Source organism: Nesterenkonia maliinae (assembly GCF_051262655.1).
Taxonomy (GTDB): Bacteria; Actinomycetota; Actinomycetes; order Actinomycetales; family Micrococcaceae; genus Nesterenkonia.
The window spans coordinates 107,814-134,246 of record NZ_JBIMEY010000008.1; the positions used below are offsets into that span (position 1 = coordinate 107,814).

The 26,433-nt window shown below is 68.6% G+C and carries 23 protein-coding genes; 17 read left to right on the forward strand and 6 right to left on the reverse strand.

Translation table 11 applies throughout. The features are described 5' to 3' along the window. Window positions 1–189 precede the first annotated feature (189 nt). From ACHAA4_RS13365 to ACHAA4_RS13380, 4 genes are read left to right on the forward strand one after another with little or no spacing between them, the layout of a single operon-like run. Window positions 190–1,104 carry a sensor histidine kinase gene (locus ACHAA4_RS13365; protein WP_435774672.1) on the forward strand — a complete coding sequence of 305 codons (915 nt, stop codon included), beginning with the start codon at window positions 190–192 and terminating at the stop codon, window positions 1,102–1,104. Beyond that, window positions 1,104–1,862, forward strand: a complete 759-nt coding sequence (locus tag ACHAA4_RS13370; RefSeq protein WP_435774673.1) for a LytR/AlgR family response regulator transcription factor — start codon at window positions 1,104–1,106, stop codon at window positions 1,860–1,862. Before ACHAA4_RS13365 ends, ACHAA4_RS13370 begins: the two co-directional genes overlap by 1 nt. Beyond that, on the forward strand, window positions 1,862–2,449 hold the full coding sequence (locus tag ACHAA4_RS13375; protein WP_435774674.1) for a hypothetical protein: 588 nt from the start codon (window positions 1,862–1,864) through the stop codon (window positions 2,447–2,449). Before ACHAA4_RS13370 ends, ACHAA4_RS13375 begins: the two co-directional genes overlap by 1 nt. Further along, window positions 2,446–3,978, forward strand: a complete 1,533-nt coding sequence (locus ACHAA4_RS13380; RefSeq protein WP_435774675.1) for a sodium/solute symporter — start codon at window positions 2,446–2,448, stop codon at window positions 3,976–3,978. The genes ACHAA4_RS13375 and ACHAA4_RS13380 overlap by 4 nt, the downstream gene beginning before the upstream one ends. Window positions 3,979–4,031: 53 nt before the next feature. Here the strand turns inward: ACHAA4_RS13380 and ACHAA4_RS13385 are convergent, their stop codons facing one another. Together ACHAA4_RS13385 and ACHAA4_RS13390 are read right to left on the reverse strand one after the other, a co-directional pair. After that, window positions 4,032–5,120, reverse strand: a complete 1,089-nt coding sequence (locus tag ACHAA4_RS13385) for a Gfo/Idh/MocA family protein (protein WP_435774676.1) — start codon at window positions 5,118–5,120, stop codon at window positions 4,032–4,034. A 723-nt stretch (window positions 5,121–5,843) separates the two neighbouring features. Next, window positions 5,844–6,032: a hypothetical protein gene (locus ACHAA4_RS13390; RefSeq protein ID WP_435774677.1), complete on the reverse strand. Its 189-nt coding sequence runs from the start codon at window positions 6,030–6,032 to the stop codon at window positions 5,844–5,846. Window positions 6,033–6,456: 424 nt separating this feature from the next. Here ACHAA4_RS13390 and ACHAA4_RS13395 point away from each other — a divergent pair, with 424 nt between their 5' ends. The 3 genes from ACHAA4_RS13395 to ACHAA4_RS13405 all read left to right on the forward strand — a co-directional run bounded on the left by ACHAA4_RS13395 (window position 6,457) and on the right by ACHAA4_RS13405 (window position 10,174). Next, window positions 6,457–7,830, forward strand: a complete 1,374-nt coding sequence (locus ACHAA4_RS13395; protein WP_435774695.1) for a glycosyltransferase family 2 protein — start codon at window positions 6,457–6,459, stop codon at window positions 7,828–7,830. Further along, window positions 7,827–9,374: a chitinase gene (locus tag ACHAA4_RS13400; protein WP_435774678.1), complete on the forward strand. Its 1,548-nt coding sequence runs from the start codon at window positions 7,827–7,829 to the stop codon at window positions 9,372–9,374. The genes ACHAA4_RS13395 and ACHAA4_RS13400 overlap by 4 nt, the downstream gene beginning before the upstream one ends. 284 nt (window positions 9,375–9,658) lie before the next feature. After that, on the forward strand, window positions 9,659–10,174 hold the full coding sequence (locus ACHAA4_RS13405; RefSeq protein WP_435774679.1) for a sigma-70 family RNA polymerase sigma factor: 516 nt from the start codon (window positions 9,659–9,661) through the stop codon (window positions 10,172–10,174). A 32-nt stretch (window positions 10,175–10,206) separates the two neighbouring features. Here the strand turns inward: ACHAA4_RS13405 and ACHAA4_RS13410 are convergent, their stop codons facing one another. Together ACHAA4_RS13410 and ACHAA4_RS13415 are read right to left on the reverse strand one after the other, a co-directional pair. Continuing rightward, window positions 10,207–12,963 carry a LuxR C-terminal-related transcriptional regulator gene (locus ACHAA4_RS13410; protein WP_435774680.1) on the reverse strand — a complete coding sequence of 919 codons (2,757 nt, stop codon included), beginning with the start codon at window positions 12,961–12,963 and terminating at the stop codon, window positions 10,207–10,209. Window positions 12,964–13,101: 138 nt separating this feature from the next. Continuing rightward, window positions 13,102–13,569, reverse strand: coding sequence for a GNAT family N-acetyltransferase (locus ACHAA4_RS13415; RefSeq protein WP_435774681.1), 468 nt, complete (start codon window positions 13,567–13,569; stop codon window positions 13,102–13,104). 100 nt (window positions 13,570–13,669) lie between these two features. Here ACHAA4_RS13415 and dxr point away from each other — a divergent pair, with 100 nt between their 5' ends. The 5 genes from dxr to ACHAA4_RS13440 all read left to right on the forward strand — a co-directional run bounded on the left by dxr (window position 13,670) and on the right by ACHAA4_RS13440 (window position 19,848). Beyond that, window positions 13,670–14,977, forward strand: a complete 1,308-nt coding sequence (gene dxr, locus ACHAA4_RS13420; RefSeq protein WP_435774682.1) for a 1-deoxy-D-xylulose-5-phosphate reductoisomerase — start codon at window positions 13,670–13,672, stop codon at window positions 14,975–14,977. Beyond that, on the forward strand, window positions 14,974–16,539 hold the full coding sequence (locus tag ACHAA4_RS13425; protein WP_435774683.1) for a M50 family metallopeptidase: 1,566 nt from the start codon (window positions 14,974–14,976) through the stop codon (window positions 16,537–16,539). The genes dxr and ACHAA4_RS13425 overlap by 4 nt, the downstream gene beginning before the upstream one ends. Window positions 16,540–16,679: 140 nt before the next feature. Further along, window positions 16,680–17,828 carry a flavodoxin-dependent (E)-4-hydroxy-3-methylbut-2-enyl-diphosphate synthase gene (gene ispG / locus ACHAA4_RS13430; protein WP_369797177.1) on the forward strand — a complete coding sequence of 383 codons (1,149 nt, stop codon included), beginning with the start codon at window positions 16,680–16,682 and terminating at the stop codon, window positions 17,826–17,828. Continuing rightward, window positions 17,788–18,696 carry a GNAT family N-acetyltransferase gene (locus ACHAA4_RS13435; protein ID WP_435774684.1) on the forward strand — a complete coding sequence of 303 codons (909 nt, stop codon included), beginning with the start codon at window positions 17,788–17,790 and terminating at the stop codon, window positions 18,694–18,696. The genes ispG and ACHAA4_RS13435 overlap by 41 nt, the downstream gene beginning before the upstream one ends. Beyond that, window positions 18,697–19,848 (forward strand): hypothetical protein, encoded by a 1,152-nt coding sequence (locus ACHAA4_RS13440; RefSeq protein WP_435774685.1) that lies wholly within the window; start codon window positions 18,697–18,699, stop codon window positions 19,846–19,848. Window positions 19,849–19,864: 16 nt separating this feature from the next. On the opposite strand, the gene ACHAA4_RS13445 is transcribed toward ACHAA4_RS13440, so the two are convergent. Beyond that, window positions 19,865–20,659 carry a TSUP family transporter gene (locus ACHAA4_RS13445; RefSeq protein ID WP_435774686.1) on the reverse strand — a complete coding sequence of 265 codons (795 nt, stop codon included), beginning with the start codon at window positions 20,657–20,659 and terminating at the stop codon, window positions 19,865–19,867. 29 nt (window positions 20,660–20,688) lie between these two features. Continuing rightward, window positions 20,689–22,494: a proline--tRNA ligase gene (locus tag ACHAA4_RS13450; RefSeq protein ID WP_435774687.1), complete on the reverse strand. Its 1,806-nt coding sequence runs from the start codon at window positions 22,492–22,494 to the stop codon at window positions 20,689–20,691. 211 nt (window positions 22,495–22,705) lie between these two features. On the opposite strand from ACHAA4_RS13450, the gene ACHAA4_RS13455 reads away from it, so the two are divergent. From ACHAA4_RS13455 to ACHAA4_RS13475, 5 genes are all read left to right on the forward strand, one after another. After that, on the forward strand, window positions 22,706–24,022 hold the full coding sequence (locus tag ACHAA4_RS13455; protein WP_435774688.1) for a hypothetical protein: 1,317 nt from the start codon (window positions 22,706–22,708) through the stop codon (window positions 24,020–24,022). A gap of 62 nt (window positions 24,023–24,084) precedes the next feature. Further along, the gene (rimP, locus tag ACHAA4_RS13460) at window positions 24,085–24,630 is read left to right on the forward strand and encodes a ribosome maturation factor RimP (RefSeq protein WP_435774689.1); all 546 of its coding nucleotides are present in this window, start codon (window positions 24,085–24,087) and stop codon (window positions 24,628–24,630) included. Window positions 24,631–24,654: 24 nt separating this feature from the next. Further along, complete coding sequence (gene nusA, locus ACHAA4_RS13465; protein WP_435774690.1) at window positions 24,655–25,632, forward strand: transcription termination factor NusA; 978 nt, start codon at window positions 24,655–24,657, stop codon at window positions 25,630–25,632. Window positions 25,633–25,686: 54 nt separating this feature from the next. After that, complete coding sequence (locus ACHAA4_RS13470) at window positions 25,687–25,962, forward strand: YlxR family protein (protein WP_435774691.1); 276 nt, start codon at window positions 25,687–25,689, stop codon at window positions 25,960–25,962. 223 nt (window positions 25,963–26,185) lie between these two features. Further along, the coding region (locus ACHAA4_RS13475) for a translation initiation factor IF-2 N-terminal domain-containing protein (RefSeq protein WP_435774692.1) at window positions 26,186–26,433 on the forward strand (248 nt) is incomplete at its 3' end.

The following is a 26,433-nucleotide window of genomic DNA, read 5'->3' on the forward strand; positions in this document are numbered from 1 at the left end:
CGCAGAAGCGCGCTTCGGTCATGGTCGTGTACCTCCAGGGTGCAGTGTGATCCGGGTCACGATCCCCGTCTGGGCGGGTTTGTGCGATGAGCGGCACTGGATTAGCGATGAGTGGTCATCCCTGGGCGACTGAGCCGCGGAGGGTGAGCTGTGCAACAGATCGGACCCTGCCCTCATAGGATGAGCACGATGGATTTCCTGGCAGAGCTCGGCCCCCTGGTGCTCGCCCTGGCCCTGGTGGTCGGGGTGGTGCTGGCTGCCGTCCTGCTCTACCGCACCCACGACGACGACGCCGGGCCCTCCGCCGCTCGGGAGGCGGTGATCAGCCCCGAGGTCCGGGCGCAGCTGAGCCAGGCCCCTGTCGAGGAGGAGCTGCGGCGACAGCTGGTGGAGGCCGAGCTGCGTTCGCTGCGCGCTCAGATCTCCCCGCACTTCATCTACAACAGCCTCAACGCCATCGCCGCCACGATCCCCACCGACCCGGTCCGGGCGCGGGAACTGGTGCTCGACTTCGCCGACTTCACCCGGTACAGCCTGCGCGCCGAGGGGGAGTTCACCACGCTGCGCGAGGAGCTCGCCGCCGTCGAGAGCTATGTGCTGCTGGAGAAGGCGCGCTTCGGGGATCGGATCCAGGTGAAGCTGCAGATCGCCCCGGAGGTGCTCGGCGTGCGGATCCCGTTCCTCGCCGTCCAGCCCCTGGTGGAGAATGCGGTGCGCCACGGCATGGACTCCGACACCGGCTCCGGCACGGTCTGGCTGCGCGCCGCCGATACCGCCACCCACGCCGAGATCAGCGTCGAAGACGACGGTCAGGGTGCGGATCCGCAGGTGATGCACCAGGTGCTGCACGGGGACGCCGGCAACGCCCACATCGGCGTGCGCAACGTCGATCTGCGTCTGCGCCAGGCCTACGGCGCCGCCGCCGGGCTCGTGGTCGAGACCGCTCCGGGGGCCGGGATGAAGGTCTCGATGCGGGTCCCGAAGTTCCAGCCTGATCCGTTCCAACCAGATCCCTTCCAGCCCGACCAGTCATCTCGCCAGCCCTTCCAGCCCGACCAGCCTCCCCAGCCCGACCAGCCGTCCCAGCACCAGGAGGGATCTTGATGGAAGCGATCGTGAATCCGCAGGGTCTGACCATCCTGGTGGTCGACGACGAGCCGCTGGCGCTGTCCCAGATGAAGTGGCTGCTGGCCTCCGAGCCCCAGGCCGGTGAGGTCTTCACCGCATCCGACGCGCGCAGCGCCGAACAGGCGCTCAAGCAGCGACGCATCGATGTGGTGCTGCTCGATATCCATATGCCTGGGATGAGCGGTCTCGCGCTGGCACGCCGACTCCGGGACCTCCCGGCTGCGGAACCTCAGGCCGAGTCCGGGCCACAGGTGATCTTCGTGACCGCCGATGCTCATCCGGCGGTGGAGGCCTTCGAGCTCGAAGCCCGGGACTATCTGCTCAAGCCGGTGCGCGCCGAACGGCTGGCCGAGGCGCTGCGTCGAGCGGGTGCCGCGCATGAAGCCGCAGCCCAGGATCGACCCGAACCGGTCCGGGTCTCGGTGCTTCAGGGCGACTCCACGGTGCTGGTGAATCTCCACGACATCCGCTGGGTCCAGGCGCACGGGGACTACGCCCGGCTCCACACGCAGGCCGGGACCTACCTGCTACGCACCCCGCTCGCCGAGCTCGCCGAGGCCTGGCAGGAGCACGGATTCATCCGCACCCACCGGTCTTCCCTGGTCAACGTCATCCACGTGCAGCGGGTGACCCGACGGCAGGGCCGCATGCTCATCGAGGTCCCCGGCGCCGAGCTCGAGGTCAGCCGACGGCTGATGCCCCAGGTGCGCGAACGCCTGGAGGCGGGCCGCTGATGCGCGACCCAGACGCAGGTCCTGCCGCAGGCCGGGACGGAGGTCAAGCCTCCGACCCAGACGCAGGTCCCGCCGCTGACCCAGCAGCTGACTCCGCGGCGGATCCCAGCGCGGATCCCGCTGCGCTGACCGGCCGAGGAGCGGCCGGAGCGGCCGGGGCAGCCCCGGAGCTGACGTCCGCGCCGAGGACCGCGGTGCGCGGTCCGCAGGCGGTCCCCACGGTCGCCGAGGCGCTGCTGACCCGGGGACAGGCCGCCGATCACGCCCGGACCGCCGGAGCCGACTCCGATCAGCGGACCCAGGCGGTCCGCAGCCTGATCCGCGCCCAGCTGCGGCTCGCGCTGATCCTCGGCGTCGGATTCTTCACCGCAGTGGTGGTCACCAGCCTGTTGCTGGTCAGCACCGGGCTCGGCGCGCGCACGCTCTGGGGCGTGCCGCTGTCCTGGGCCGTCCCTGGCGTCGGGTTCTTTCCCCTGCTGCTGGGCCTGGCCTGGTACTTCCGCCGTCGCGCGGAGGCCAATGAACGGCTCTGGGCCGAGGTCCTCGGACTCGACCTGCACGGCCCCGCCCCGAAGGCCCCACGATGACCGGCGAGCAGATCACCGTCCTGGCCGCCGTCGCCCTGGTGTGTGCGGTGACCCTGTTGCTGGGCAGCCCGGGCTTCTCGCGCAGCACCGGGGACTTCTTCGTGGCCTCGCGGCGCGTTGCGCCGTGGATGAACGCCTCCGCCATCGCCGGGGAGTTTCTCTCCGCCGCCAGCTTTCTGGGCGTCGCAGGCCTGATCCTCGCCCACGGGACCTACGGGCTGTGGTTCCCCGTCGGCTACACGGCTGGCTTCCTGATCGTGCTGCTCTTCATGGCCGCCCCGCTGCGCCGCTCCGGGGCCTACACGATCCCGGACTTCGTGGTGCTGCGCTTCCGCTCCGCGATGATGCGCCGCATGACCGTGATCGTGGTGGTCGCCGCGGGCTGGCTCTACATCGTCCCGCAGCTGCACGGCGCCTCGATCGCGCTCTCCGCCACCGGGGGCGCGCCGGGCTGGGTGGGGCCGCTGCTGGTCGCCCTCGTGGTGCTCTTCGTGGTGCTCACCGGCGGGATGCGTTCGGTGACCCTCGCCCAGGCGGTCCAATACTGGATCAAGCTCACCGCGCTGCTGGTCCCCACGGTGTTCATCCTGCTCCAGGTCGGGTTCTGGGAGCGGCTGGAGCTGCCCGAGTTCACCGGGGCCTGGTCCGCGGGCCTGGCCGCGCTGGGCGGCTCCGGGGACCCGTGGGGCGAGTTCTCCCGCAGCCTCTCGGTGCTCGTGGCGCTCATGATGGGCACCCTCGGGCTGCCTCACGTGCTGGTCCGCTTCTACACCAACCCCGACGGCGTCGCCGCCCGCCGCACGATCACCTTCCTGCTGGGCCTGCTCATGCTGTTCTACCTGCTGCCGGTGGTGCTCGGGGTCATCGCGAGGATGGTCTGGGGCACGACGACGGCGGCCGGCGAGCTGGCAGGCACCGGTGGACTCAGCCATGACACCGCGATTCTGCGGCTGCCCGCCGCGGTCTTCGACGGTCTGGCCAGCGATGTGCTCACCGCGCTGATCGCCGGGGGAGCCTTTGCGGCATTCCTCTCCACCACCTCCGGCCTCGTGGTCTCGGTCTCCGGGGTGCTCTCCCAGGAGTTCTTCTCAGGCACGGTGCGCGGGTTCCGGCTCGGCGCGCTGCTGGCGATCGCGGTCCCGCTGGTGGTGGGATCTGCGACCTCCGAGCTGGCGCTCGCCGGAGCGGTGGCGATGGTCTTCACCTTCACCGCCTCCGCGCTGGCCCCGGTGATGCTGCTCGGAGTGTGGTGGCGCGGACTCACCGCCCAGGGCGCGTTCTGGGGCATGGCGGTGGGCGCGGCGAGCTCGCTGGGCGCGCAGATGCTGGGCCTGACCCTGGGGGAGGGCCCGGTCCAGGACGGCCCCATGCAGCTGCTGGTCTCCCCGGCGCTGTGGTGCGTCCCGCTGGCGTTCGCGGTGACCGTGCTGGTGAGCCGGTTCGGGCCCCAGCAGCCACCGAGCCACGCCGATGCGGTCATGGAGCGGCTGCACACCCCCGAGGTCGCGGCGCTGCAGCCTGGCCGCTGACGCGGCAGACCGACGCAGCAGAACCAGAGCAGCGAACCTCAGCGCAGCAGACCTCAGCGCAGTCGCGGCTCACCCGGGTATCGCAGCCCGATCTGGGCGCGGATCTCGTCCAGGGTGCCCATGATCCGCACCGAGTCGTCCACGCTCAGCCGTTCACCGGTGAGCGCCCCGCGGGTCACATAGTCCTCGGCCGCGAGCGCCTGATGCTGCATGCCCACGCCCTCCCGGGGTGACTCGTAGCGCTCCAGCAGTGTGCCGTCCGCGGCGCGGTGGGTGAAGTCCGCGGAGGTGTACCAGACCCCGTCGATGTCGATCCGCCCCTCGGTGCCCACGATATGGGCGGTGTTGGGACCCTTGGCACGCGAGGAGGTCGTCGTCGTCGAGAGTGCGCCGGAGAGGTGGGTCATCACGGTGGCGACTTCGGTGTCTGCCCCGGTGGCGCCGAAGTGCGCGGCGGCTTGGATGCTGATCGGTTCACCGAGGATGTCCCAGGCGAAGGAGATCGGGTAGATGCCGAGGTCCAGCAGGGCGCCGCCGCCGAGGCTCAGCGAATTGATCCGGTGCTCGGGATCGGTGGGCAGTGACTGGGTGTGATCAGCGAAGACGGTGCGGACCTCGCCGATGCCGCCTGCCGCGATAATCTCGTGGATCCGGCGCATATGCGGCAGGTAGCGCGTCCACATGGCCTCCATGACCAGCAGGCCGTGGCGGGCGGCGATGTCGCGCAGCTCGACGGCCTCGGCCCGGTTGAGTGTGAACGGCTTCTCCACCAGCACATGCTTGCCCGCCTTCAGGGCCATGCCTGCGGTCTCGCGGTGCATCGGATGTGGGGTGGCCACGTAGACGATGTCGACCTCGGGGTCCGCCACGAGCGCCTCATAGGAGTCGTGCGCGCGCGGGATCCCGTAGGTTGCGGCGAAGCGCTGCGCGGACTCCGCGGAGCGGGAGCCCACGGCGCGCACGTCGAGTCCGGCGATCAGCGCGTCGGAGGTGAACTGGCCGGCGATGAACCCGGTGGCGAGGATGCCCCAGCGCAGCCCGTAGGGGCGGGAGCCGGTGGATTCGCGGTGCGTCTCCACGGAGCGGGGGGAGTCGGAGGGGGAGTCTTCTGGGAAGGCAGGTGTTGCATGGCTCACAGTCATGGGCCCGAGAATACACCGAGGAGGAGTTTTCAACAGGCATCCTGTTCGGACGGCCGTCCGAACAGCGGAGAAAGCCTAGGGTGGCACCCCAGGGCTCCCCTGGGGGTATAGACCATAGTCTCTATCATGCACCGAGGTTCGCCGGGCCGTTCACCGGCGGACCTCACTCCCCCTGCAGGTCCCCCTGCCCGATCTCTGGGATGCCTCACCATGTCTGTTCCCCCCATCTCTTCGCCGCCCGCTGCCCTCACGTCCCCTGCCTCCGGGTCCGCCGTCTCGTCGAGCACCCGACGACGACGTCAGCTCGGCGCCGAACGTCGCACCGAGCCGCTGCCCATGGTGCACCCCCGTCCCAGCCTGCGCCGGATCGTGCTGAGCCGGTTGGCGATCCTCGCCACCGTGCTGGCCTGGGTCGGCTACGTGGTGAGCACCGTGCTCTGGCAGTTCCTGGAGTACGGCTCGCAGAACTTCCGCTTCACCATGGAGACGGTGGGCTACCTGCTGGTGGTGACCATGCTGACCTTCTCCGCACTGATGTATCTGGTGGCCCGACACGGGGCGCTGCTGCGCTTCCGCTCCCACCGGCGGGCTTCCCGCGTTGAGCTCGACGCCCACTTCAGCCGGCAGAGCACGGTCTCGCAGCGCTCCGACGAGGACTCCCCGATGGTCGTGCTGGTGCCCTCCTATGCCGAGGAGCCGGGAGTGGTGCGCCAGACCCTCTGGTCAGCCGCCCTGCAGGAGTATCCGGAGATCCACGTGGTGCTGCTCATCGACGACGCCCCCGAGTCGCAGAGCCCCGCGCTCGAGCAGACCAGGGGCCTGGCTGCAGAGATCGAAGCCGTCCTGCAGCGTCCCGGCACCAGGATGTCGGATGCGCTGGTGGTCTACGAGATGGGCCTCTCCCAGGGCCACCCGGTGAACTCGCTGCAGGTGCTGACCCTGGCAGAGCACTACTCCTGGGGCGGACACTGGCTGCGTCAGATGGCGGCGGGGGAGACCCGGTCCGATCACGTGGACGACTTCTTCTGCACCCAGGTGCTCGGCAGCCTCGCCGCCGAGCTCGAGGCCACCGCAGGTGCTCTGGTGATGGCCGCCGAGGCTCAGGAGCTACCTGCTGCTGAGCGCATGCTGCAGATGCATCGTCGGCTGGCCTGGATCTTCACCGCGAAGCTCAGCAGCTTCGAGCGCAAGACCTATACGAACCTCTCCCACGAGGCGAACAAGGCGATGAACCTCAACGCCTACCTCGGGCTCCTCGGCGGCGACTACAAGGCCGAGCTGAGCTTCGCGGGGACTGCGCTGCGTCCCGTGCACCCCGGTGAGACCCCGGACCTCCGTGTGCCCGCCGCCGAGTTCGTGCTCACCCTCGACGCCGATTCGCTGTTGCTGCCGGAGTACTGCCTGCGTCTGGTGCACCTGCTGGAACAGCCGGAGGAACGAGAGGATCGCCGTCACCCAGACGCCGTATTCCTCCTTCCGCGGAGCCGGCACTCGGATCGAGCGCCTCGCCGGGGCGACCACCGACATCCAGCACCTGCTGCACCAGGGGATGAGCCACGCCGGTGCGACCTTCTGGGTCGGCGCCAACGCCGTCATCCGGACCGCGGCGCTGCAGGACATCGCGGAGACCAGCTGGGAGAACGGTGTGCTGGTCAAGCGTTTCGTGCAGGACCGCACCGTCATCGAGGACACCGAGTCCAGCATCGACCTGGGCGCCCACGGCTGGACCCTGCTGAACTATCCGGAGCGGCTGTCCTACAGCGCTACGCCGCCAGACTTCGGTTCCCTGGTGGTCCAGCGCCGCCGCTGGGCCAACGGGGGACTCCTGATCCTGCCCAAGCTGGTGCGTGAGCTGCGCGCCCGCCGGCGGCGCGGGGAGCAGATCCGGCTGGGTGAGGTGCTGCTGCGGCTGAACTACATGGCCTCGATCGCCTGGGCCTCGCTCGGGCTGATCTTTCTGCTCGCCTACCCCTACGACTCCCGGCTGCTCAGCCCGCTGATCCTCCTTGCTGCGGTCCCGTACTTCCTCACCATGGGGTCTGATCTGCGCGAATGTGGCTACAAGTTCTCCGACATCTTCCGGATCTACGGCTTCAACCTGATACTGCTCCCGGTCAACCTGGCGGGCGTGATCAAATCCCTGCAGCAGGCGCTGACCGGCGAGAAGATCCCCTTCGCCCGGACCCCGAAGGTCAGGAACCGCACCGCCGCTCCCTGGCTCTACGCGCTGGCGCCGGTGCTGATCGTCGCGTTCTCGCTGCTGACCCTCTGGCGTGACCTCGCGCAGCAGAACTGGGGCAACGCCGCCTTCGCAGCGTTCAACGCCTTCTGGGGCGCCTGGGCGTTCATCGCCTACATCGGCCCCTGGAACGCGCTGGTGGACGTGGCCCTGGCAGTGCGCGGATGGTTCTACGTGGAGCCGACGAAGTCCACTCGGCGCCCCGGACGCCGCTCCAGGAAGACCGACCCTGCAGCGCCGCTGACCGAGCCGGTGGACTGGCGCCTCGTCCTCGACGAAGGCACCCTCGGGACCTGGTCGTCCCAGCGGGCCCTGCAGACCGACCCAGGAGCATCTCCGCGTCGCCCCAACGGCTCAGCGTCACCCGCAGTGCTGCATCCGCTGACCAGTCACAAGCTCACCTATCAGCCTCTGTCGTTGAGGATGCCCCCATCGGCCGAACCGCACAACGCCCAGGAGGCCGCGGCATGAGCACCACCGCAAGACTGTCCCGATTGCGAGTCACCCTCGCCGTCCTCATCGTGCTGGCCACCGCCGTGGCCGGAGTCTTAGGAACACGCATGTATCAGGCCCGCGCCGCAGAGGAACCCACGCCCCACTGGTTCGCCGGATACGTCGATGTCACCGCGACCCCGAGCTACGCCTTCGAGGAAGGCTCGGCCGACGCCGAGGGGCACGTGCCCGACGTCGTGCTCTCCTTCATCGTGGCCGATGAGGAGGGCAGCTGCACACCCAGCTGGGGGACCTACTACGGGCTCGAGGAAGCCGGCGCGGAACTCGACCTGGACCGGCGCATCCAGCGGCTGCGCGAGCAGGGGGCCGGCGTCGTCGTGTCCTTCGGCGGAGCCATCAACCAGGAGCTCGCGACGGTCTGTGAGTCGGCGGAGGAGCTCGCCCGGGCCTACCGGCAGGTGATCGATCGCTATGACCTGGACACCATCGACCTGGACATCGAAGGTCCTGCACTTCAGGACCCCAGGAGCAACGCCCTGCGTGCCGAGGCGGTGGCGCTGCTCCAGCAGGAGCTCAGCGCTGAGGACAAGCCGCTCGCGGTGTGGCTGACGCTGCCGGTGATCCCCACCGGACTCACCGCCGACGGGCGTGACGTGGTGATCGGCATGCTTGAGTCCGGCACCGACCTGGCCGGAGTCAATCTGATGACGATGAACTACGGCGAGGCCCGCGACTCGCGCTCGATGTTCGACGCCTCGGCGGATGCCATGCGTGCGACCCATCGTCAGCTCGAGATCATGTACGAACAGGCCGGCATCCCGCTGAGCAGCGAGGTGCTGTGGGGCAAGCTCGGTGCCACCCCGATGATCGGGCAGAACGACGTCGTCGACGAGATCTTCACGATCGACGACGCGCAGAGATTCAACGAGTTCGCCGGGGAGAACGGGATCGGCCGGATGTCGATGTGGTCGCTGAACCGGGACGCGACCTGCGGGTCGAACTATCCGGACACTTCACGGGTCTCAGATGCCTGCAGCGGGATCGACCAGGGCGATGCGCGCTTCTCCGAGGTGCTCAGTCAGGGATACACCGGTCATGCCGCGCAGGCCGCGTCTGCCACCACGGAGCCCGATCCGGCCGCCGCGGCCCCGGCGGAGGACGATCCAGAGACGAGCCCGTATCCGATCTGGAACGAAGAAGCCTCCTACCTGGAGGGCACCAAGATCGTCTGGCACCGCAATGTCTACGAAGCGAAGTGGTGGACCCGCGGTGAACTCCCCGACAATCCCGTCCTCGAAGCCTGGGACACCCCGTGGGAGCTGATCGGGCCGGTTCTTCCCGGGGAGACCCCGATGCCGGTCTTCACCGTGGAGAAGGGAACCTACCCGCAGTGGAAGGGCTCGACCCCCTACGAGAAGGGCGACCGGGTGCTCTCAGAGGGAACTCCCTATGAGGCGAAGTGGTGGACCGAGGGCGACAGCCCGGACGCCTCCCAGGGTGCCCCGGAGAGCTCACCCTGGGTGCCCCTGGCGGCCGAGGACGTGGCAGATGATCTCGACTGAGACTCAGCTCCGACGAAATGTTCAGAGCCTAGGGTCAGGCCCTAGGGTGTCCGCGGTAGTGTCGACTTTAGTCTCTATCATGCACCAGGGTCCGCCGGGCCGTTCACCGGCGGACCCGACCCCTGCAGGTCCACCTGCCCGAGCCCCGGATGGATGCCGTGTCTGTCGATTCTCTCACCCTGTCAGCCGCCTCCACCTGCACATCTTTCCCCGTCCCCCCGGGGGCCCGCGCTCGACACGCGCGTGTCACCGCGTCGACACCACTCCGAGAGGGCACCACCCCGATGCAGGCAGATGACGACACGCCGTTCGACGTTCACTTGGCCTTCGCTGAGCACGGGCCCGCCCTCTTCGCCTTTGCGCTCAACGGTCTGGGGGACCGTGCCGAGGCCCAGGACTGTGTCCAGGAAGCCTTCATCCGGGCCTGGCGCAGCAGGGATAGCTACAGCAGCTCGCGGGGCTCGGTACGGACCTGGCTGTTCGCCATCGAACGGAACCTCATCATCGATTCGCTGCGCGCCCGGTCTCGGCGTCCGGTCCCCTCGGACGCTCAGAAGGTCGAATCCTCGACCGAAGCGGTGACCGAGGACCTGCTCATCGTGGAGAGGGTCGTCCTCCACGAGGCACTGGCCGGCCTCTCCGTCGAACACCGGGAGGTCATCGTTGCGGTTCAGCTCGAGGGCATGGGGTACCAGGAGCTTGCGGAGCAGACAGGGGTTCCGGTCGCGACCCTGCGGACCCGGATGTACTACGGGCTGAGGTCGCTGCGGACGGGGCTGGAGGCTCAGACGCACGACTGAGCAGCTCCTTGGGCCGCGCGGCCGGGGAACGTCTAGAGGCTGCGCGGTTGAAGGCTGCGCGGTTGGGGGCTGCGCGGTGGGTGGCTGCGGAGCCCGGGGGTGGATCCCGGCGGCTGCTCCGGCGGGCTGATGCGCTGGGAGGCCACTGCGGCGGCGGTCCAGAGCTCACGTCGGGAGGTCATCCCGAGCTTCGGGAGCAGGTTGGACACGTGGTATTCCACGGTCTTCTTCGAGACGAAGAGCCCCTCGGAGATCTCGCTGTTGGTCCGACCCTGGGAGATCAGGTGGGCGATGTCGCGCTCGCGTGGTGTCAGTGAGGCGTAGCGACCGGCCACCGAGAGCAGTCTGCTCTGGACCGCGGTGAGCTCCGGGGACGCGCCGAGCTGAGCAAAGATGTCCCGCGCCGCCTCGAGCTGTTCGTCGGCGTCGAGATGCTCGCCGCACTCGCGTTGGATCACGCCGAGGCTGTGGTGGAGCCGAGCCTTGGTGTGTGGGTACTCCGCAGTGAGCCAGATCGCGGCCCGGTAGTCCGCCACGGCGCTCGTGAGGTCTCCGCGCAGAGCGGCAAGCTTGGCTCGCAGCGCCTGCGGGTGTCCGTAGGGAAGGGGCAGCGCGGGCCGCAGAGCCACTTTCTGCGAGAACGTCTCCAAGAGCCGTTCCGCTTCCGCCAGCCGGGCCCGTCCAGGGTTCGGCAGATCCAGGATCGCCTCGATCTCCAGGGCTCTCCAGCCGATGAGGCCCACGGCCTCCGCCCAGGTGCTCAGACGGCCGCGCCGAAAGTCGGCGATCACATCCAGCGCGCGCTCCTGGTCCCCGGACATCCGTGCCGTCCAAGCCAGGGCGATCATCACGTTGTAGAGCGGCAGGGCGCTCGAAGTGGTGACGTGATGACTGAGCCAGTCCGTATGCTCGGCCGCTGCGGTCTCATCGGCGTGGGCGACGGCGACCATCGCCAGCACCGCGTGAGAGCTGGCCAGGCCGCGCCAGTCCTGACTGGTGCGCGCCATCGCGATCACCTGTTCGGCGTGCAGGATCGCGTCCGTCCAGTGGCCCAGCTGGAATTCGATCATGGCCTGTTCAGCCATCCCACGCTGCGCCGCAGCCGGGACCGCCCGGTGATGTCGCCCCTGCTCGGCGCGTTCCAGATCCTCCAGTGCGGAGGCCGCATGTCCCGCGTAGTAGTGGACCCGTCCGCGGAAGTAGAGCGCGTCGGTGTGTTCAGCGGTGCCGGCGGCGTCGATCAGGAAGGCATCGAGGTGATCGATGGAGGCTTCGACCGCTCCGGAGTTCCACAGGGCGTAGGCCTCGTGCATGCTCAGCACGCGGCTCAGCGCTCTGTCGATAGCGGTTTCCGGTTCGATGTTCAGGGATCGGAGCTCGGCGATGGCGGCCCGGGCAGCCTGCTCATCTGCGGCCGCGGTCTCCACGGTGGACAGCAGGATCAGCATCCTCCAGCGGGTGAGGTCGTCGAAGCTCCGCTCCGACTCAGGAACGCGGAGCAGGTCCAGCAGCAGTCGACGTGCTTCTGAGAGCTGGCCGGTGAAGAAGGCCAGTCCGGCGTGCAGGAAGAACATCAGGGCCGGTTCTTCGAGCAGATCGATATCCGCGAAGAGCTCGACGATGCCGGTCGGGCTCTCTGCGATCCCCACCGTGAGACAGGCGGAGACCATCCGGCGGCTCTGCTGCGCTCCACGGCTGACCTTCACCGACAGGGCCAGATACTCCGCGGCGGTCCGATACTCGCCAGCCTCCAGCGCGTCCATGCCCGCGGCCTCAAGCTCATCGCCCAGCCCAGGGTTTCCATCGGGGCAGGCGGCGCTGAGGTGTCGGGCGCGCGGCAGGCCACTGGTGCGCTGGGCCAGAAGCTCGTGGAGGCGCAATCGACGCGCGGGGTCGATCAGCGCCGTGGCGGCCTGGCTCCACGCCGCATCGGTCAGGCGCATCTCGCGCCCGTTGCCGGAGATCATCGGACGGAGCGCGTCGATCATCGCAGCCGCGTCGATCGGGTCCCGTGGTTCCGTGGGCGCCTGTGCGAGCGCCAGGAGCGCCACCTCAGCGGCCTGGTCCGCGCGAGAATCGCCGCCGTCCAGAGCGAGGACCTCCAGAAAGGTCCGGAGGCACGGCGTCATCAGCTCGAGCTCCGCGCGCAGATAGTCCAGCGGGATCTCACTGTGGTGCATCGCGGAGGTGTCGAGTCCGGCCTGGGCCAGGCGCAGCGCGATACCGGGGTTGCCCGCCGCGTACCAGTGCACCTCGGTGAGCATCTCCTCATCGAGCGTGTGGCCGTATATCCGCAGCAGCTTGGCGAGCTCGTGTGGGGGCAGTCCGCGCAGGGTGATCAGGGTCCCGGTCTGCGCGGCCCGCGTGGCAAGCCGGCGGGTGAGCGGATCGGTGGAGGGGGAGGTGGTCGCCAAGATCAGGACCGGTGGGCCCGCCTCAGGCGTGAGTGAGCGGTAGTCGCTCAGCTGCTCCAGCGCGTCCTGGGTCTGGGCGTCGGCATGGGGCAGATCGTCGGCGACCACACAGTAGGGGCCCGGTCCGTGGTGCCGCAGGGCGTCGCCGACGAGCTCATCCGGAGCGAGGGCGGTGACCTGGACCACGGTCAGCCCAGCGGCGGCGGCACGGGCTCGGGCCTCGGCCGCCAGGGTCGACTTCCCGGAACCGATCGTGCCTTCGAGCAGGCACACGGCGCTGCGGCCGGCGAGGGTGCTGTAGATCGCGCGCAGGACTTTGGCGCGTTCAGGATCGCGGCCGATCACGACTTCAGCAGCTCGGGCTTTCACACGCATGACCCCCATTTGGGTTCGGGACACCGCTATAAGTGGTGTTGAACATATAGTAGGCCCATGTGAGACCTGACGATGTTCAGCGTGTCAATATGCGAGATTGTTGCGAAGCGGCCCCTTCTCGTGGGGCGTCCGGGCTGTTCAGCCCAGCTGCAGAATCTTCTCCTGCACAACCTTGGCGCGGACGTTGGAGAAGCTGGATTCTTCACCGGTCTCGGTGAAGCCCAGAGACTCCAGGATCTTGAGCGTGCCGAGGTTGTCCACGACCACGCGGGCGGTGACCGGACGCTCTGGGAACTCGGTGAGGAACTTCTGCACGGCCTCGGTGGTGATGCCCTGGCCCCAGAAGCGCTTCTCGATCCAGAAGGTGATCTCCCGGCTCTTCTCATCCTCAAAGGCCGCGATCGACCCCACAGCCTGTCCGTCGCTCTCGATGGTGCGCACGATGATGTCATCGGAGTTCAGCAGCTCGCCCCAGTGATGGTCGAAGACGCTGCGGTCTTTCGGGTTGGTCGAGGCGAATGCCGCCATATGGGCGGCGTCGGCATCCTGCTGGAACACGAAGAACTGCTCCAGGTCCTCGGTCTCCACTGCGCGCAGTGTGATCATCGGTGAGGCTCCTTCATCGGCTTGTGGCCGCATGGGTCTGCAACTGCTGTGCACCCAGCGTACTGTGCACGCCCATCACGGGCGACCTCGGTGCGCCATAATGGTGGCTATGGCATCCCCCAAGCGCCGCGTGGCGATTCTCGGTTCCACCGGTTCCATCGGAACCCAGGCGCTGCAGGTCATCGCCGCGCACCCCGACCGATTCGAGGTCGTCGCGCTGGCCGCCGGGTCCAATGCGGCCCTGCTGGCTGAGCAGGCCACCGCCACCGGCGCGGGACTGGTGGGGATCGCCGACGACGCCGCGGCCAGCGAACTCCACGCCGCGCTGATTGCCGGGGGATCGGGCTCCTCCGAGGCTCACAGCACGTCTGGGCCCACCAGGTCAACCGGCCTCCCCGAGATTCTGACCGGGGATGAGGCCGCCGTGCAGATCGCCGCGGAGTCCGGGGCGGACGTCGTGCTCAACGGGATGACCGGGTCCATCGGACTGCGCCCGACCCTCGCTGCGCTCCGCTCCGGCGCCACCCTTGCGCTGGCGAACAAGGAATCCCTGGTGGTCGGCGGCGCGCTCGTCGCTGAGGCGCTGCAGCGCCCGGGACAGCTCGTGCCCGTCGACTCCGAGCACTCCGCCCTGGCCCAGGCGCTGAGCGGCGGGCGGCATGAACGCGGACTCTGCTCCGTGCCGGCGGACGGGGGATCCCAGCTCAGCGGCGCCTCCGAGGTCTCGAGCCTCGTGGTCACCGCCTCGGGCGGACCGTTCCGCGGCTGGGACGCCGCCGCGCTCGCCGAGGTTACTCCCGCCCAGGCCCTGAAGCACCCGAACTACGCAATGGGCCGGGTGGTCACCACCAACTCCGCCACCATGGTGAACAAGGCGCTGGAGGTGATCGAGGCGCATCTGCTCTTCGACATCGAGCTGGAGGACGTCCAGACCGTGGTGCACCCGCAGCAGTGGATCCATTCGATGGTCCAGTTCCAGGACGGCTCCACCATCGCGCAGGCCGGTCACCCGCGGATGCTGATCCCGATCGCCCTGGGACTCTCCTGGCCCGAACGCCTCGAACAGATCGACGCGCCCATCGACTGGAGCCAGGCCATGAAGTGGGACTTCGAGCCCCTGGACGAGCACGCGTTCCCTGCGGTCGCCCTGGCCAAGCAGGCCTGTGCCGCCTCGCCCACACACATGGCGGTCTACAACGCCGCCAACGAACAAGCCGTCGAAGCCTTCCACCAGGGGCGGCTCAGCTTCCCAGGCATCGTGGCCACGGTCGAGGCCGTGCTGGAGCGCTACCAGCCCGCCAGCAGCCCCACCGCCCCTTCGTTGGAGGAGGTGCTCGGCGCTGAACGCTGGGCCCGTGCCGCCGCCGATGAGCGGATCGCCACGGCCAAGGTCCAGGTGCGCGCATGATCGCGCTGCTGATGATCGCGGGCGTCGCCATCGTCGCGCTGGGCATCGCGCTTTCCATCGCGTTGCACGAGGTCGGCCACCTGCTGCCCGCCAAGCTCTTCAAGGTCCGCGTCACCCAGTACATGGTCGGCTTCGGCCCCACCCTGTGGTCGCGCCGCCGCGGCGAGACCGAGTACGGGGTCAAGGCGATCCCGCTGGGCGGCTATGTCGCCATGATCGGGATGTACCCGCCCCCGGATGAGACCGGGACCTTGAATCACCCGTCTGAGGAAGACCACGCGGCGGGGGAGCACCACGCGGCAGGGGAGGCCGGTCCGGCCGAGGATGCGGTGCGCGCGGATGTCTCGCGTCAGGATCCCTACCTGCGCGAGGTCGGTGCGCAGTACGGCGCACCGACCGCGTCGTCGGACGGTTCCTCCACCACCGCCGCGGGCACCGGCGCGGCGGTGAACGGCGGTGCGGGCACGGCGACCAAGACCGTGCGCTCGCAGTCCACCGGGATCTTCCAGCAGCTCTCCACCGAGGCCCGCGAGGTCGCGGCAGAGGACCTGCGGCCCGGGGACGAGGAGCGGATGTTCTACCGGCTGGCCACGTGGAAGCGCATCATCATCATGCTCGGCGGCCCCGCGATGAACGGGCTGATCGCGCTGGCGCTGACCGCCGGGATCATCTCCTTCCACGGCACAGCGCAGCCGAACACCACCGTCGCGGAGGTCTTCGAATGCGTGGTCTCCCCGGACGCGGCCGACGCCGGACAGAGCGAGTGCACCGACGCCGACCCCGCCGGCCCGGCCTACGAGGCTGGCCTGCGCCCCGGGGATCAGATCCTCGCCTTCAACGGAGAGTCGGTGGACACCTGGGACGAGCTGACCGCGCTGATCCGGGAATCCGCCGATGAGTCCAGCGAGGTCACCTACCTCCGCGCCGGCGACGAGACCACCACCACGCTGACTCCGATCCTCACCGAGCGTCCCATCTCCGACGGGCTGGGCCGGGCCCAGCGAGACGACGACGGCGCGCTGATCACCGAACCGGTGGGCTTCATCGGGATGGGCGCCGACCAGGAGATGGTCCAGGAGCCCTTCTGGGAGGCCGGACCGATGGTCTGGGAGCAGTCCAAGGCGGTGGGCGCCGTCGTCGCGAACCTGCCGGTGCGCCTCTACGACGTCGCCGTGTCCACCTTCACCTCCGCCGAGCGGGACCCGGACGGGCCGCTCTCGGTGGTCGGGGTGGGCCGGATCGCCGGGGAGCTCTCCGCGCAGGAGCAGATCCCGCTGGAGTCCCGCTTCGCCTCGCTGATCTCCCTGGTCGCAGGGGTCAACGTGGCGCTGATGGTGTTCAACCTGATCCCGCTGCTGCCGCTGGACGGCGGCCACGTCGCCGGCGCGCTGTATGAGAGTCTGCGTCGCCGCCTCGCGAAGCTGATGGGGCGTCCGGATCCGGGGCCCTTCGACATCTCCAAGCTGCTGCCGCTGACCTATGTCGTCGCCGGAATGTTGTTGGTCATGGGCGTGTTGTTGATCTATGCGGACATCGTGAACCCCATCCGTCTCTTCGAGTAGCCGCGTCCGCGCCGAGCGGTACCATGGGAGAGGCGGGGAACCCCCGCCGATGTCCGAAGAAGATGTACCAGAATCTGACGTCTGATCGACGTCAACGCCAAGATCCACCAGGAGAGTCTGTGCCCGCGATCAACCTCGGAATGCCCTCCGCTCCGCCACCAGTGCTGGCGCCGCGCCGGAAGACGCGCAACTTCCACGTCGGATCGGTTGGCGTGGGCAGTGATCACCGGGTCTCGGTCCAGTCGATGACGACCACCAAGACCCACGACATCAACGGCACCCTGCAGCAGATCGCCGAGCTGACCGCCTCCGGCTGTGACATCGTCCGCGTGGCCTGCCCCACGGACAAGGACGCCGAGGCGCTGAAGATCATCGCGATGAAGTCGCAGATCCCGGTGATCGCCGACATCCATTTCCAGCCCAAGTACGTGTTCGCCGCCATCGAGGCCGGCTGCGGGGCTGTGCGCGTGAATCCCGGCAACATCCGTCAGTTCGACGACAAGGTCGGCGAGATCGCCAAGGCCGCCAGCGACGCCGGCGTCTCCATCCGCATCGGCGTCAACGCCGGATCCCTGGACAAGCGGGTCATGGACAAATACGGCAAGGCCACGCCCGAGGCGCTGGTCGAGTCCGCCGTCTGGGAGGCCTCGCTGTTCGAGGAACACGGCTTCCACGACTTCAAGATCTCGGTCAAGCACAACGACCCGGTGATCATGGTCCAGGCCTACCAGATGCTCGCCGAGCGCGGCGACTGGCCCCTGCACCTGGGCGTCACCGAGGCCGGGCCCGCCTTCCAGGGCACCATCAAGTCCTCCGTGGCCTTCGGCGCGCTGCTCGCCCAGGGCATCGGCGACACCATCCGCGTCTCGCTCTCCGCCCCGCCGGCCGAAGAGGTCAAGGTGGGCAACCAGCTGCTGGAGTCGCTGAACCTGCGCCCGCGCAAGCTTGAGATCGTCTCCTGCCCCTCCTGTGGACGCGCCCAGGTCGACGTCTACACCCTCGCCGACGACGTCACCGCCGGACTCGAAGGCATGACCGTGCCGCTGCGCGTGGCCGTCATGGGCTGCGTGGTCAACGGACCCGGCGAGGCCCGCGACGCGGACCTCGGCGTGGCCTCCGGCAACGGCAAGGGCCAGATCTTCGTCAAGGGCGAGGTCATCAAGACCGTGCCCGAGGACCAGATCGTCGAGACCCTGATCGAAGAAGCCAACCGGCTGGCCGAAGAAATGGAACGCGAATCCGATGGAGATGCTCAGGCAGCGAGTGCCCCTGTGGTCTCCGTCAGCTGACGCCGCAGCCGCCCGCGTGCACCGCGCCACCCGCGGAGAGGTCCGTGTGCTCGGGCACGGGGACACCCCTGCGCTGGAGAAGCTGCTCGCCGCCGACCCGGTGGCCAACGTCTCGGTCACAGCCACGGTGCGTGCCCGCCAGACCGCCGGGCCCGGCAAGGGACGCAACGGCCCCGTGGTGCTCGGGATCGATGGTGAGAACGGCCTGCTGGCCGCCTGTTGGACGGGAAGCAACATCATCCCCGTGGCTGCCACCGCGGGCCAGGGGGAGCTCTTCGGGGTGGCGGTCGGTGCGATGCGCCGGCGGGTGGCCTCGATCTACGGCGCCGCCGAGGCGTCGCTGAAGCTCTTCGACGCCACCGGCTGGACCGGTGCGCGCGACGTGCGGCCCGATCAGCCGCTGATGTCGATCACCGAACCCTCAGCGGTGGCGCCGCTGCCCGGGGCTCGACTCTCTCAGTCTGGGGACTTCCCCCGGGTGGAGAAGGCCAGTGCGGCCATGTTCACCGAAGAGCTTGGATTCTCGCCCTACGCCCAGGGCGCGAGTCAGTACCGGGAGCGCGTGCGCGGACTCATCAACTCCGGACACTCGATCATCGCGGTGGACCCGGGGTCCTCCGAGATCGTCTTCAAGGCGGACTTCGGCGCGGTCAGCCCCGAGGTGGTCCAGGTCCAGGGCGTCTGGGTGCGGCCCAGCCACCGCGGACGCGGCCTCGCCGGTCCGGGAATGGCCGCCGTCGTCGAGCACGGACTCAAGCTGGCGCCCACGGTGAGCCTGTACGTGAACAGCTACAACACGGCGGCGATTCGAACCTACGAGCGTGTTGGATTCACCCAGGTGGGGACCTTCGCGACCATACTGTTCTAGATGACTTCCTTCCCATCCACCTTTGCTGCACGGCTGCGCCGCCGCTCCACCGCAGGGGCCGCGGCCGGGCTCCTCGGGGTGCTGGTGCTCACCGGCTGTGAGACCTCCACCGCAGAGCCGGAAGGGACCCCGGCGGCCGAGTCAAGCACCAGCAACGAGGGCCTCGCGCCGCAGGTCCCGGAGCCCTCCGGTAACCAGCTCACCCATGATGAGATGCGCGAGCAGCTCGCCGCCCGGTATCCGGACGCCGCGCTGAGCGACACCACAGACTATTGGGCCGGACTGCGCGACATCGAGACCGAGCTGCAGCGACTGGTGGTCGACCCGCCGGAGTGCAAACAGTTCGTGGTGCGCTCGGCCGTGCCGGTGCCCGCAGGAGCGCTGGTCGCCTACGCCGACGGGCTCGCCGAGGGCGGATCCGAAGATGCTGAGGGCGGAACTGAAGACGGTCCTGAAGACGAGGAAGATGTTGCCGAGTCGACAGAGGGTGCTCCGGAAGCCGGCGCCTTCCACGGCGAGGCTCGCGTCCAGCTGGTCAGCACCGAGGAAGAGGACTCCGAAGGTGAAGGCGACGCTGGCTCAGAGGGTGAAGGCGACGCTGGCTCAGAGGGCGACGGCGATGCTCCGGATCCTGAGAACGCGGAGGACGGGAACGCTGAGAACAGCGGCTCTGAGAACAGCGACTCCGAGAACAGTGATTCTGAGGGTGGCGATTCCGAGGGCAGCGACTCTGAGGACGAGGACGAGCCTGAGCCGGAACCTATCACCGTCGAGCTGCCGTCGGAGCGCCAGGCGCTGATCCTCACCTTCCGGGACTGGCGCGCCGCCGATGCCCACCTTGCGGCGGAGCAGGACGGGGTCGAGTCCTGCGACTCCTACACCGCGAGCCGCGGAGGTGAGGACTCGGAGGAGACCTCCACCTCGGTGGACCTCGTCGACGTGTCCTCCACCGCCGACGCCGCGCTCGGCGCCTCATCGCGAATCACGTCCGACGGCGACCGGGAAGACAACCTCGCCGTCACCCTGCGCAGCGGTTCGCACATCGTCACGGTGACAGCCCCGCTGAGCGAGGCCCTCGACGAGCAGGAGGCCGAGGTCGCCGCCGAAGAGCTCCAGGCCGAAGCCGCCGAACTCCTCGAAAGCCTCGACTGATCCTCAGAGCCGAAGATCAGCCGAAGAGGTCCATCGCCACGTCGTAGCCGAGCTTGAGGACCAGGGCGAAGACCACCACCAGGAACACCACCCGGATGAACTTCGAACCCTTCGCGATCGCCATCCGTGCACCGAGATAGCCGCCGGCCATGTTCGCCGCACCGAGCACCAGCCCGAGGCCGATGAACACGTGCCCGGCGGGGAAGAAGTAGAGCAGCGCGCCGAGGTTGGTCGCGACGTTGACCACCTTGGCCTGGGCCGAGGAGTTCAAGAAGTTGTAGCCCAGCACGGTGACCAGCGCGATGACCAGGAAGGTCCCGGTGCCCGGGCCGAGCACGCCGTCGTAGAAGCCGATGATCAGTCCGATCGTCACCGCGCGGGCCAGGTGCCCCATCCCCGCGTAGCGCAGCTTCTCCAGCTGGCCCACCTGGGGCTTCACGGCGGTGAACACGCCCACGCCGATCAGCGCGAGCAGGATGAGTGGCAGGATGATCCGCTCGGGGAGCGAGGCGGCGACCACCGCGCCGCCGTAGCTGGCCAGCAGGGCCGCCGCGGCCATCGGCAGCGCCGTGGTCATCGAGGGCTTGACCCGTCGCGCATAGGTGATCGCCGACGTCGTGGTCCCGAAGATCGACCCGAGCTTGTTGGTGGCGAGCGCCTGGACCGGAGTGATGCCCGGGACCATGAGCAGCGCCGGCAGCTGGAGCAGCCCGCCGCCGCCGACGACGGCGTCCACCCACCCGGCTGCGAAGCCCGCCGCGATCAGCAGCAGCAGAGTGACCCAGGTGATCTCGAGGCCGCCGCCGATCAAGAGATCGGTTGCGGCCTCGAGGACTTCGTTCAGCGCAGGCCCTTGACGTGTTCGAGCACCGCCGCCGCGGCTTCGGCCACAGGGACCTCAGAGGACTCACCGGAGCGGCGATCCTTGAGCTCGATGGTGCCGTTCTTCAATCCGCGGCCCACGGTGACCAGCATCGGGACCCCGAGCAGCTCGGCGTCGCCGAACTTCACACCGGGGGAGACCTTGGGACGATCATCGTAGATCGCCGTCAGGCCAGCGTCTTCGAGCTCACCGATCAGCGTCTCGGCCGCGGCGTAGATCTCTTCCCCCTTGCCCGTGGCGACCAGGTGCACGTCGGCCGGGGCGATGGCACGCGGCCAGATCAGGCCCTTGTCATCGTGGGTGGCCTCGGCGATGGCGGCCAGGGCGCGGGTCACGCCGAAGCCGTAGGAGCCCATGGTCACGGTGGCGAGCTTGCCGTTGACGTCGAGGACCTGCAGGCCCAGTGCCTCGGCGTAGCGGGTGCCGAGGTGGAAGATGTGGCCCATCTCGATGCCGCGACGGGTGCGCAGCGGTCCGGAGCCGTCCGGGGCCGGGTCGCCGGCTTCGACGACCACGGACTCGATGACGCCGTCCCAGCCGAAGTCGCGCCCGGCGACGAGGCCGAACACGTGCTGGTCGGTCTCATTGGCGCCGGTGATCCAGCTGGTGCCGGACACCACACGGGGATCCACCAGGTAGCTGATGCCGGTGCTGCCGGCGTCGCCGAGCACGGGAGCGTCCAGGGAGATGCCGGGGCCGATGTAGCCGCGCACCAGTCCGGGGTTCTTCTTCAGGTCCGCCTCGTTCGCAGCCTCCAGGGCGACCTCGCCGCCCACACCGATCAGGCTGCCGATGGTGGCCTCGGCGCGTTTGAGGTCGACCTCTCGGTTACCGGGCACGCCGAGCACCACGATCCGACGGGTCCCGTCCGGGAGCACCGCCGCGACGACGACGTTCTTGAGCGTGTCGGCTGAGGTCCATGCGCGGTCTGCGCGGGGCTGGTGGGTGTTCGCGGCGTCGACCAGGGTGGCGATGGTGTCGGTGCCGGGGGTGTGGTGGACTTCAGCTGCCGGAAGCTCGGAGAAGTCCAGCGGCTCGGGAGCCGGCGTGGTCACCGCCTCGACGTTGGCGCGGAACCCGCCGTCGGACTCCACGAAGGTGTCTTCGCCGATGTCACAAGGGAAGAGGAACTCCTCGGAGGCCGAGCCGCCCATGGCGCCGGACTGCGCGTTGACCGGGACCACGGGCAGGCCGAGGCGGTCGAAGATGCGCAGATAGGCCTCGCGGTGGGCGGCGTAGGCCGCAGCCTGGTCCTCCTCGGTCAGCGCGAAGGAGTAGGAATCCTTCATGATGAATTCGCGGCCGCGGAGCAGTCCTGCCCGGGGGCGCGCTTCGTCGCGGTACTTGTTCTGGATCTGATAGATCGAGAGCGGCAGGTCCTTATAGGAGCTGTAGAGATCTTTCACCAGCAGGGTGAAGACCTCCTCATGGGTGGGGGCCAGCAGGTAGTCCGCGTCCTTGCGGTCCTTGAGCCTGAAGATCCCGTCGCCGTAGTCGTCCCATCGCCCGGTCGCCTCGTAGGGCTCCTTGGGCAGCAGCGCCGGGAAGTGCACCTCCTGGGCGCCGATCCGGTCCATCTCCTCACGGACGATCGTCTCGATCTTCCGCAGCACGCTCAGGCCCAGCGGCAGCCAGGTGTAGACGCCCGGGGCGGCGCGGCGGATGTAGCCGGCGCGGACCAGCAGCTGGTGGCTGGCGACCTCGGCGTCGGCCGGGTTGTCGCGCAGCGTGCGGAGGAACAGATGAGACATACGGAGCGGCACAGGTGAACTCGTTTCCGGTGAGGGATCTTCTACCGGCCCAAGTCTAAGGGTCGCTCGTCCCCTGGCCGTTTTACCTCCCCTTGCGTGGATCACCGGAGTGACGGTCCTGGCGGTAATTCACGCAAGCCCCGGTAAAACGCCGGGTGGGAGAGTTCTCCACAGACGAGGAGGTCCAGCCCTGCTCACCGACGTAGCGGGGCAGGCTTCTGCCATGACCACGCAGATGACTCCTCGGCAGGCGCCGCAGCAGTCCGACCCCGGGCTCTCCCACCCCCGGCCGCCGGATGCGAAACTCCTGCGCGCCAAGGACCTCTGGGACTCTTCCGGGTCTCCCACGCTCCTCGATGCGGGGCAGTGGCTCGAGGTCGAGGACATCGGACGCAGACTCAGTGCCATGGTGGACGCCGGAGCGCTGCTGCGCCTCCGCCGAGGCATCTATATCGATCCCTCCACGTGGCTGCAGACCGCTCCCTGGGATCGCCATCTGATCGCCGCCGCCGCGGTGACCCTGCAAGCGCCGCACACCCATTTCTGCAGGACCACCGCGCTGGCCATGCACGGGTTCGATCTGCTGCGGCCTCCCGACGCAGTCACAGTGCGCACGGCGCGCAACGACGCCACCGGTCTCCATTCGGCACCAGCACTGACCGGCCGGGCCTCCGCCTCTGCAGTGGAGCGGCTGCTCCGGGCGCACTCCGAGGCGGACGGCGGCCCGCGACGTCGCGCAGCGCTGAGCGCGATCGGCACTCGCCACCACCAATACCCGCGCGCCTTCCGGGACGAGCTGCGCGAGGGTCTTGGGCAGGCATGGGTGCAGCACTACGAATCCGCCCTGATTCGCCAGCAGTTCCCCGCCCCGGAAGGCTTCGATCCATCCATCACTGCTGGGATGTGGACCTGGCTGGAGCCGCTGGGACTCGTGCTCGCCGATACCGTGCCGCGGATGAGCTTCGCTGAGGCGGTCGCGGTGCTCGATACCTACCGGGCCGGCCGCTTCGGCGCGGAGGCCGAGCCGGGCGGCACGCTCCCCGCCGTCGAACCCTGGCTCCAGCTGGTGACCTCCGCGCGGGGTCGAACGCGCTGGGCGGCGGCCTGGGAGTTCGCCGACGCCGGCGCGGAGTCTGCGGGGGAGTCCTGGGCCCGGGTGCGTATGGCCGAACTGGGGTTCGCGGCGCCGGAGCTGCAGCGAAGATTCCTGCTCCCCGATGGTTCCACCTGCAGGACTGACTTCTACTGGAAGGGTCCAGGCGTGGTGGGCGAGTTCGACGGGCTGAAGAAGTACCTCGGGTCGGCGATGCTCTCCGGCTCCAGCCCCGGACAGGTCGTGGTCGCGGAGAAGCATCGCGAAGACGGACTGCGCGCGCTCGGGCTCAAGGTGGTGCGTTTCACCTGGGCCGATCTGGCGGACCCGATTCGCCTCCAACGACTGCTCAGCGCCGCAGACGTCCCGCTGACGGGGCGTTTTACCGGCGCTGACGTGTTCTACCGGGACAACCGTCGGGCCGGTCGAACACGGAGGGCCCGGTAAAATGGGAGGGGAGGTTCAGGCACAATGGAGACGCACCGAAGACCACCACCGTTAGGACCGTCATGGCCACCGCCCCACGCCCCACCGGAGATCAGCGCTTCAAGGACGCCCGCGCCGCGAAGATCGCGGAGCTGATCACCCCGACGATCACCGCGCAGGGGCTCTACCTCGAAGAGATCGAGCTCGCCGCCAACGGGCCCACCACTACGCTGAAGGTCTCGGTGGACCTGCTCAGCGGCACCGAGCAGGTGGATCTGGACACCATCGCCGAGCTCTCCCAGGCCATCTCGGCCCGCTTCGACGAGGACGACGTCCTCCCCGAGCTCGACACCTACGACCTGGAGGTCTCCACCCCCGGTGCGACCCGCCCGCTCACCGAGCCGCGGCATTTCGAGCGGAATATCGGCCGGCTGCTGGAGATCACGCAGACCGGCCACAGCCCGATCCTGGCCCGGCTCCAGTCAGTCAGCGACGACGCGATCACGGTGGTCGAGCAGAAGCCGGCCCCCAAGAAGGGGATGCCGGTGAAGTACGGTGATCCCGCGGAGATCGCTTTCGCGGCGATCACCCACGCACGAGTGCAGGTAGAGTTTTCCCACACGCAGTAGATACTGGCTTAACCGGAGGCACAAGTGGATATCGATATGAGCGCACTGCGCATGCTTGTCAAAGAGCGCGAGATCCCGTTGCAGCGGCTGATCCCCGCCATCGAACAGGCGCTGGTGCTGGCTTACCACAAATCGCCCGGCGCACTGCAGCACGCCCGGGCTGAGATCGATCAGTCCACCGGTCATGTCACGGTGTGGGCCAAGGAGCAGGACGAGGACGGCACCTTCATCGGTGAGTTCGACGACACCCCCCGGGACTTCGGCCGGGTCGCCGCCTCCACCGCGCGCCAGGTGATCATGCAGCGGATCCGCGACGCCGAGGACGATCAGGTCCTGGGCCAGTTCAAGGGCCGCGAGGGCGAGCTGATCTCGGGCACCATCCAGCAGGGCCGCAACCCGAACATGGTCCAGGTCGACCTGGGCAGCGTCGAGGCGCTGCTGCCCCCGCAGGAGCACGTCCCCGGCGAGGAATACATCCACGGCAACCGGATCCGCGCCTTCGTCGTCGACGTCCACCGCGGCATGCGCGGACCCTCCATCACGCTCTCGCGCTCCCACCCGGGCCTGGTGAAGAAGCTCTTCGAACACGAGGTTCCCGAGATCGCCGACGGCTCGGTGGAGATCACCGCCATCGCCCGCGAGGCCGGGCACCGCACCAAGATCGCGGTGCGCGCCCACCAGTCCGGGATCAACGCCAAGGGTGCCTGCATCGGCTCCATGGGGTCCCGCGTCCGGGCGGTCATGAACGAGCTCAACGACGAGAAGATCGACATCATCGATCACTCCGACGACGCCGCAGAGTTCATCGGCCACGCGCTCTCACCCTCGAAGGTGAAGTCGGTGACCATCCTGGACGAGGCCACCCGCAGCGCCCGCGTGGTCGTGCCGGACTACCAGCTCTCACTGGCCATCGGCAAAGAGGGCCAGAACGCCCGGCTCGCCGCGAAGCTCACCGGCTGGCGGATCGACATCGTCTCCGACGCTACCCTCGCCGCATCCTGAGCCGCCGCCGGCTTCCACGTTTCTGCTCGACGCCGTCAGAAGGGGTAGACTGTCATGGTTCCAGTGCGTACCTGTATCGGCTGTCGCCGTGAGGTCGCTCAGGACAAGGCAATAAGGCTCGCACTCACCGCAGCCCAGAACGCCGAGCCCGCACCGCCCCTGGTGGTGTGGGACACCGACCGGGCCCTACCCGGACGAGGCGCCTGGCTGCACCGGCAGCGCGAGTGCCTCGAGACCGCGCTCAAGCGCAAGGCCTTCAACCGGGCCTTCCGCCGGACCGTGGACCCGAGGATGCTCGATCTGCACGACATTATTGGCACCGACGGCTGACGCCGCCTCCGCCGCAGCAATGCGACGGATGCGCGGGGGAGACCAGAAAGCGGGTTCAGAGAGATGGATCCCCGATGAAGACTGACGCATGAGTTCGCAGCGATGACCCATCACAGCGACTCCGTCACGGTTTCAGAACTGTTCAAACGGCCTTCGCCGATGAACCGCTGACATCAGCCCCGCTGGTGCCAGCGGGGAAGCGTGGGCCAGATTAAGGAGAAATGTGGCCAAGGCCCGCGTACACGAGCTCGCCAAAGAGCTCGGCATCACCTCGAAAGAAGCCCTCGCGAAACTGCAGGGCATGGGCGAATTTGTGAAGTCGCCCTCCTCCACCGTGGAACCCCCGGTGGCGAAGAAGCTGCGCCAGGCATTCCCTGACGCCAAGCCCGCCGCCGACGCCCCCGCGTCCAACGGTGCTGCCCGCCCAGGTCCGAAGAAGTCCGACGGCGCCTCCGCGCCCGCCGCTGACAG

Bases quoted from the DNA above. Each gene is read 5' to 3' on its own strand.
- dxr (WP_435774682.1), top strand. From the start codon at position 13,670: ATGGTGGCTATGGCATCCCCCAAGCGCCGCGTGGCGATTCTCGGTTCC.
- rimP (WP_435774689.1), top strand. From the start codon at position 24,085: ATGGCCACCGCCCCACGCCCCACCGGAGATCAGCGCTTCAAGGACGCC.
- ACHAA4_RS13435 (WP_435774684.1), top strand. From the start codon at position 17,788: ATGCTCAGGCAGCGAGTGCCCCTGTGGTCTCCGTCAGCTGACGCCGCA.
- ACHAA4_RS13375 (WP_435774674.1), top strand. From the start codon at position 1,862: ATGCGCGACCCAGACGCAGGTCCTGCCGCAGGCCGGGACGGAGGTCAA.
- ACHAA4_RS13455 (WP_435774688.1), top strand. From the start codon at position 22,706: ATGACCACGCAGATGACTCCTCGGCAGGCGCCGCAGCAGTCCGACCCC.
- ACHAA4_RS13400 (WP_435774678.1), top strand. From the start codon at position 7,827: ATGAGCACCACCGCAAGACTGTCCCGATTGCGAGTCACCCTCGCCGTC.
- ACHAA4_RS13405 (WP_435774679.1), top strand. From the start codon at position 9,659: ATGCAGGCAGATGACGACACGCCGTTCGACGTTCACTTGGCCTTCGCT.
- ACHAA4_RS13385 (WP_435774676.1), bottom strand. From the start codon at position 5,120: ATGACTGTGAGCCATGCAACACCTGCCTTCCCAGAAGACTCCCCCTCC.
- ACHAA4_RS13380 (WP_435774675.1), top strand. From the start codon at position 2,446: ATGACCGGCGAGCAGATCACCGTCCTGGCCGCCGTCGCCCTGGTGTGT.
- ACHAA4_RS13365 (WP_435774672.1), top strand. From the start codon at position 190: ATGGATTTCCTGGCAGAGCTCGGCCCCCTGGTGCTCGCCCTGGCCCTG.
- ACHAA4_RS13425 (WP_435774683.1), top strand. From the start codon at position 14,974: ATGATCGCGCTGCTGATGATCGCGGGCGTCGCCATCGTCGCGCTGGGC.
- ACHAA4_RS13470 (WP_435774691.1), top strand. From the start codon at position 25,687: ATGGTTCCAGTGCGTACCTGTATCGGCTGTCGCCGTGAGGTCGCTCAG.
- ACHAA4_RS13370 (WP_435774673.1), top strand. From the start codon at position 1,104: ATGGAAGCGATCGTGAATCCGCAGGGTCTGACCATCCTGGTGGTCGAC.
- ACHAA4_RS13410 (WP_435774680.1), bottom strand. From the start codon at position 12,963: ATGCGTGTGAAAGCCCGAGCTGCTGAAGTCGTGATCGGCCGCGATCCT.
- ACHAA4_RS13440 (WP_435774685.1), top strand. From the start codon at position 18,697: ATGACTTCCTTCCCATCCACCTTTGCTGCACGGCTGCGCCGCCGCTCC.
- ispG (WP_369797177.1), top strand. From the start codon at position 16,680: ATGCCCTCCGCTCCGCCACCAGTGCTGGCGCCGCGCCGGAAGACGCGC.
- ACHAA4_RS13415 (WP_435774681.1), bottom strand. From the start codon at position 13,569: ATGATCACACTGCGCGCAGTGGAGACCGAGGACCTGGAGCAGTTCTTC.